Genomic DNA, 5,977 nt, shown 5'->3' with positions numbered 1-5,977 from the left:
GGGCACACCAATAACGCCGACATCTACATCAACAACGCCAGACCCACCATCCAGTACAACACCATTCGCAACTCCAGTCATTCGGGTGTATATGTCACCGGCGATGGCAGCGATGCCGTCCCGATCAGTTGCAACAACCTCAAAGACAATCATTATGGTATCTATGCGGCTGGCAATGCCCAGCCGTCGGTGAGCGGCAACAACTTTTTGCGCAACCATACCTTCGGCCTTTACAACGCCCATGCCCAGACCGTAACCGCCAACGACAACTGGTGGAACGATCCCAACGGTCCCAACACCAACGGTGACGCCACATTCGGCGTCGTCACCACCGATACCTGGTTGACGGCGGTGAGCACGTGCATTGCCACGCCGCCCACCAACAGCCCGCCGTTGACCCCGCGCAATCCCAGTCCGGCGGACGGCGCCGTGCGCGTGGCCATCCTGGAAGAGGGGCAGCCGGTGGCCGTGACCCTCTCCTGGGCCGGCGGCGATCCCAACCCATGGGACACGGTGGTCTACGACCTTTACTTCGGTACCTCGGCCGATACCCTGGCACTGGTTGCCGAATCCTTGGATTCGGCAACCTATGCGGTTTCCGGCCTCACCGGCGGCACCACCTACTATTGGCAGGTAGTCGCCCGTGACGATGCCGGCGCCGAAACAAGCGGCCCGGTATGGTCCTTCACCACCATCGGCGATCCTCCGGACCTGCAGGTCTCCCAGCTCACCTGGAACCCAACCACCGACCTGGTCGCCGGCCAGAGCATCACGCTCGTGGCCACAATCACCAACGCCGGCAGCGGACCGGTGGTCGATGCCTTCAAGGTGGCGTTTGCCATCGACGGCACCAGCGTGGGCACCGTGACGGTAAACCCGGTGATCGCCGCGGCGGCGACCCGCCAGGTCTCGATCACCTGGACTACCACCAAGGGCAGCCACACCCTCACGGTCACGGCGGACAGTGCAGATGCTGTCGAGGAATCCTATGAGGAAAACAACACCCTGTCGGCGAGCCTGCCCGAAGTGATCGACACCACCCCGCCGACCCTGGTGGTGAGCACCCCGTCAAACGGGGCGATCCTTCAGGAAGTATCCAGCTTGAGCATGACCCTTGCCGATGCCCACGGGTCCATTGCCGATGCGGCGGTGATCGCCTCGGTAACCCTGGTTAACGGCAGCGGTCAGGCCATGACCGGCAGCACGGTTGAATCCGGTGATGTTTTCACGTTCACCCCGGCTGCGTCGCCCTTGCCCGATGACACTTACACCTTTTCCCTTGACGGCGTGGATGACTCGGGCAACACTGCCCATTTCAGCATCGCCTTCACCGTGGACGGCCAGGTGCCGGCCGCGCCGACCCTCACCGGCGGAGAAATCCTCTCCGGAACCCTGTCCGTGCAGCCGGCCGAGAACCGCTCCAACATCGCCACCATTACCGTCACCGGCACCCGCGAGGATGCCACGGCCATCTATATCAACGGCAGCCAGAAGGTGGCCCTGGGAAGCGGCGACTGGTCCACCACCATGAGCCTTTCCCAGGATGACAATGCCCTGGAAATCTGGGCCCACGATGCGGCCGGCAACGTCTCCGAGAGCATATTTGCAGACGTATCCGTGGATTCCGTGGCGCCGACCATCACCGGTGCCTTTCCCACGGCAGACAGTTTTCTCTCCGCGGCACCGGCGGTGGTCAGCGTTTCCTATACCGAAACGGGAAGCGGGCTGAACACGGAAGCATGCACGCGCAGCCTCCAGGATGCCGACGGCAATACGATTGCCGGAACCTGGGATTTTACTGCCGACGGCACGGTGAGCTTCACCCCGGCGGCCGCGTTGGCCGACGGAGGCTATGCCCTCTCCGTTCAGTTGGAGGACAATTACACCAACAGCAGCAGCGCCCTGAACCGTGCGTTCACCGTTGACACCGTGGCCCCGGAAGCCCCGGTCATCGATGCGGTGACCACCCCCACCCATAACCCCAGCCAGACCATTACCGGCACCAAGGAGGCCTATGCAGCCATCAGCATGAACGGCACCCAGGTTGTCGCCAATACCGAGGCGACCACCTGGCAGACCACGGTGACCTTGGCCAGCGGAGAGAACACCTTCGCGTTTGTGGCCACCGACCGGGCCGGCAATGCCAGTGAAACGGCCAGCACCGTCATCGTTTTCGACGACATTGCCCCCGACCCCGTCACCACCCTGACGGTCAACGGCCAGGGTAGCGGTACCACCGCGATCCTGAACTGGTCAGGTTATGACGAAGCCGCCCACGGAGACGTTGCCAGCTATCGCATCTACTGGCAGGAAGGCACCAGCTTTACTGTTGTCACCACTGATATGCCCGTCCATGACACCATTCCCGCGGGCACCTTCACCGCCACGGCAACGAGTCTCATCAAAGGCACCACGGTCTGGTTCGCCGTGGTGGCCGTGGATAAGATGGGTAATTTCAATTCGGCGGTAACGCCGGTTTCGGCGCTTCTGGAGGACATCCAGGCGCCCGAGAATGTCACCAACCTGGCGGTTTCCGCCCAGGCGGACAGCCTGACCTTCACCTGGACCGCGTCGGCCAACAGCGCCGGCGACCTGGCCGGGTACCGGATTTACCTGGACGGCGGCACGGAATACACCGCCCTGGCGGCCGATCAGTTGACCCATACCTTCTCCGGGCTCGGCACGGCCGAGGCCCACACGCTAAAGATCACCGCCGTGGACGATGCCGCCGAGCCCAACGAAAGCAGCGGCGCCAGCCTCTCCGGCGTCACCTGGCTGCCCAACCCGTCGGGCCTTTCCGGCGAACCTTTCAGCGGCTACGTGCAGCTCGCCTGGAATGCCGCTCAGCCCTCGGCGCATGTGAAAAGCTATCGCGTATACACCAGCGACGCGCCTTCGGCAATATCGACAACCGTTCCGGGTCCCATGCCGTCGTCACCGCCACCGGCACCTCGGCCAAGGTGGCCGGGCTGACCAACGGCCAGACTTACTGGTTTGCCGTCACCACGGTAAACACTTCCGATGGTGAAGATCCTGCGGTGGTTGCCGTCAGCGCCACGCCCGAGGCCGATGCCGAGGACCCGAGATCAGCGACCTTATGGCCGGCAACCAGGCCTTTGCCGACGGCTACACCCTGACCGGTACCGTCACCCTGTCCCTTTCGGCCAGCGATCCCTCCGGGGTGAGCCGTGTCGAATTCTCCCTGGATGGAACGCTCCTGCGCACCGACTATTCGGCGCCCTACACCTGCTATCTCGATCCGGCGGACATGGCCGACGGCAGTCATACGCTGATCATCACCGCCTATGACACCCTGGACAACCGTACCACCCTGACCATCAATTTTACCGTGGCCCTGGCCCTGCCAGACGCGCCGGTCATCAGCAGCCCGACCGACGGCACCACCACCAACAAGACCCAGGTGGTGGTCTCCGGCCAGGCGCTGGCCGACACCACGGTGAAATTGTATGTCAACGGTCTATCCGGCGGAGCGTCGGGCACGGCGGACGGCAAGGGCTATTTCAGTATCATCCTGACCCTGGCCGAAGGCGCCAACAGCATCCAGGCCAGCGCCGCCAACCGTAGCGGCGAAGGCCCCTTGAGCATTGCCGTGACGGTCACCCTGGACACCACCCTGCCCAGCGCACCCACGGCGGTAACGGCCACGGCCAAATCGGGCGGCGTGATCCGCATCGGCTGGCAAAAACCGTCCGACAGCGTGATCAGCGGCTACAACCTCTACCGCAGTGCCGCGGGCTTTACCGATGTGGCCCAGGCCCAGCGGGTGAACGCCAGCACACTCACCAGCGACAGTTTCGAGGATGTGCCCGGCAGCGACGGCACCTGGTATTACCGGGTCACCTGTCTGGATGCGGCCGGCAACGAAAGCGAACCGTCGAGCCAGGTCTTTGCCGTGGCCGACAGTATCGCTCCCCGGGCGGTCTCCATTGTTTACACGCCCGAAGGCGCCCACGACACCGATACCGGCACCATGGCGCCGGGTACCGTCAACCTAGTGCTGACGGTCAGCGAAGCGCTCCAGGCCACCCCCTTCCTGAGTATTACGCCGTCGGGGGCCACCCCCATCTCCGTGGACTTGACCCAGATCGACGACACGACCTACGGCGGTTTTTTCGTCATCGCCGACACCACCCCCAGTGGCAACGCCTGGGCAGTCTTTTCCGGCCGTGACATGGTGGGCAACCGGGGCACGGAGATCGATGCCGGCGGTACCATCCTTATCGATACCGACGGACCGTCGGTCCATCGCCTGGTGGTGACGCCCCAAAGCCCCATCCAGAACGATGTGGAGGAACCGGTCACGGTTACGGCAGTGCTGGGACTTTCCGAGGCGGTCAAGGCAGGCACCCTGCCCGAAGTGGGCTACCTGCTTTCCGGCGACGGCCGCGAGACCGTTACGGTCGACAGCCTGGCCCAGCTGGCCACCGCCGACGGCGACGCCCAGACCTGGCAGGCGGTTTTCAGCCTGCCCGCGGATGCCGGTGCGGCCGATGCAGAATCCCTCTCCCTGACCTTTAGCGCCTTCGACGATCTGGATAACGCCGGCAGTGACATCGATGCGGACAACCGCTTCCAGGTCTACCAGGGCGACCTGCCGCCCCTGGAGGCGCCCGATGGCCTGACCGGCAGGGCGCTGCCCGGAGGAAAGGTTCAGCTCTCCTGGAATCCGGTGGACCAGGCCGTGGCCTACCAGGTCTACCGCCAGGGACCCGATGAGACCGAACTGGCCGTGCTCACCCGCCTGGATGACGGCAGCCTGATCGAACACGTTGACGCCACAGAGACCGATGGTGACTACACCTATGCCGTTACCAGCATCCGAGCCGAAAACGGCCAGGAGGCCGAGAGCGGATTGAGCGACACGGTCACGGTCGCGGCCGATTCCGTGGCGCCGAACGCCCCCACGGATTTTGCCCTGGAACTGGTGGCCAACGGCATCAAGGCCTCCTGGAACCCGCCGGCCTATACCGAAGCGATCACCTACAGCCTCTACCGCGCACCGCAGACCGAGATCACCACGGTCGACGGGCTCGATGCCCTGGCCGAGGGGATCGAGGCGACCCTGGTGGTGGATCCCCACCCCAGCGACGATGACCATTGCTACACGGTCACGGCCGTGGACGCGGCCGGCAACCAGTCGCCGCCGGCGACATCAAGCTATCTCAACTTCGATCTCTTGCCCGTTTCCTCCCTGTCCGTGGTGCAGAGCGAGAGCGAGTCGCCGGTGGTCTCCTGGACCCATTCGGGCAGCACCATTGCCGGCTACCGGATTTACCTGGGTGATGTCGATGCCGGCGTGCAGTTAAGCGACGGCCTGCTCACCGACACGCAGTACACGGACATCGGCTGGTCCGATGACCAGCGCCAGTATACCGTGGTGGCCGTGGACGCGGACGACGTTGCCAGCCTGGGCCGCGGCATCACCCTGCCGGTGATCGAGGCTTCCCTGGTCGACGATGCGTGGTGCGCCGGGGCCTGATGAACCGGTTGACCTATACCGTGAAAAACCGTTCCGACAGCGCCGCGAGCGACATCCGGCTGCAGGCGGTTCTGGGCGGCCGGACCCATCAATCCGAGGCTTTCAGCTTGGCGGCCGATGCCACGGCCAGCGTGGATGTGGTCGTGGGCGGCTATGCAGACCTGACCGATCCGGCCGACCTGCCCACCACCATCGTGATCACGCCCGAGACCAACGAAACCGTGCGCATCGTGCGCAGCGGCCAAGTGCGGGTGAGCGACGGCATGCTGGTGCTGCAGATCGCCAACGAGTCTTTTACCCGGGGTGGCACCGGCAAGGTGTGGTTTACCCTGGAGAATACCGGTGACGAAGAGATCGAGATCGTCACCGCGCGCAATTCGGGCAACAGCGATTCCGATCAGATCGCCTTTACCTTGCTCGATGAAGACGAGAACGTGATCACGGCCAAGGCCTTCCGCCAGGCCGTGGGCGACGGCG

Annotated in this window: 4 protein-coding genes; all 4 read left to right on the top strand. The window is 64.1% G+C overall.

Annotated features, from left to right (window positions below; translation table 11 throughout):
• Positions 1–2,973, top strand: a 2,973-nt coding sequence (locus JCM12296_RS31905) for a CARDB domain-containing protein (RefSeq protein ID WP_157068080.1), incomplete at its 5' end; no start/stop codon positions are given.
• Entirely contained in the window at positions 2,961–3,137 is a 177-nt protein-coding gene (locus JCM12296_RS40590) for a hypothetical protein (protein WP_172684215.1), read from the top strand. The genes JCM12296_RS31905 and JCM12296_RS40590, both read left to right, overlap by 13 nt.
• Positions 3,098–5,500, top strand: coding sequence for an Ig-like domain-containing protein (locus JCM12296_RS31900; protein ID WP_054701596.1), 2,403 nt, complete (start codon positions 3,098–3,100; stop codon positions 5,498–5,500). Before JCM12296_RS40590 ends, JCM12296_RS31900 begins: the two co-directional genes overlap by 40 nt.
• Positions 5,485–5,977, top strand: a 493-nt coding sequence (locus JCM12296_RS31895; RefSeq protein ID WP_157068079.1) for a hypothetical protein, incomplete at its 3' end; no start/stop codon positions are given. The genes JCM12296_RS31900 and JCM12296_RS31895, both read left to right, overlap by 16 nt.

It is taken from the genome of Desulfosarcina cetonica JCM 12296 (genome assembly GCF_001311845.1).
GTDB classification, from domain to species: Bacteria; Desulfobacterota; Desulfobacteria; order Desulfobacterales; family Desulfosarcinaceae; genus Desulfosarcina; species Desulfosarcina cetonica.
Note: the sequence above shows the minus strand (reverse complement) of the source record. Positions and strands in the feature narration are given on the sequence as shown.

What these genes read in the sequence shown, in the direction of transcription:
- JCM12296_RS31900 (WP_054701596.1), top strand. Translation starts at nt 3,098, where the DNA reads ATGGCCGGCAACCAGGCCTTTGCCGACGGCTACACCCTGACCGGTACC.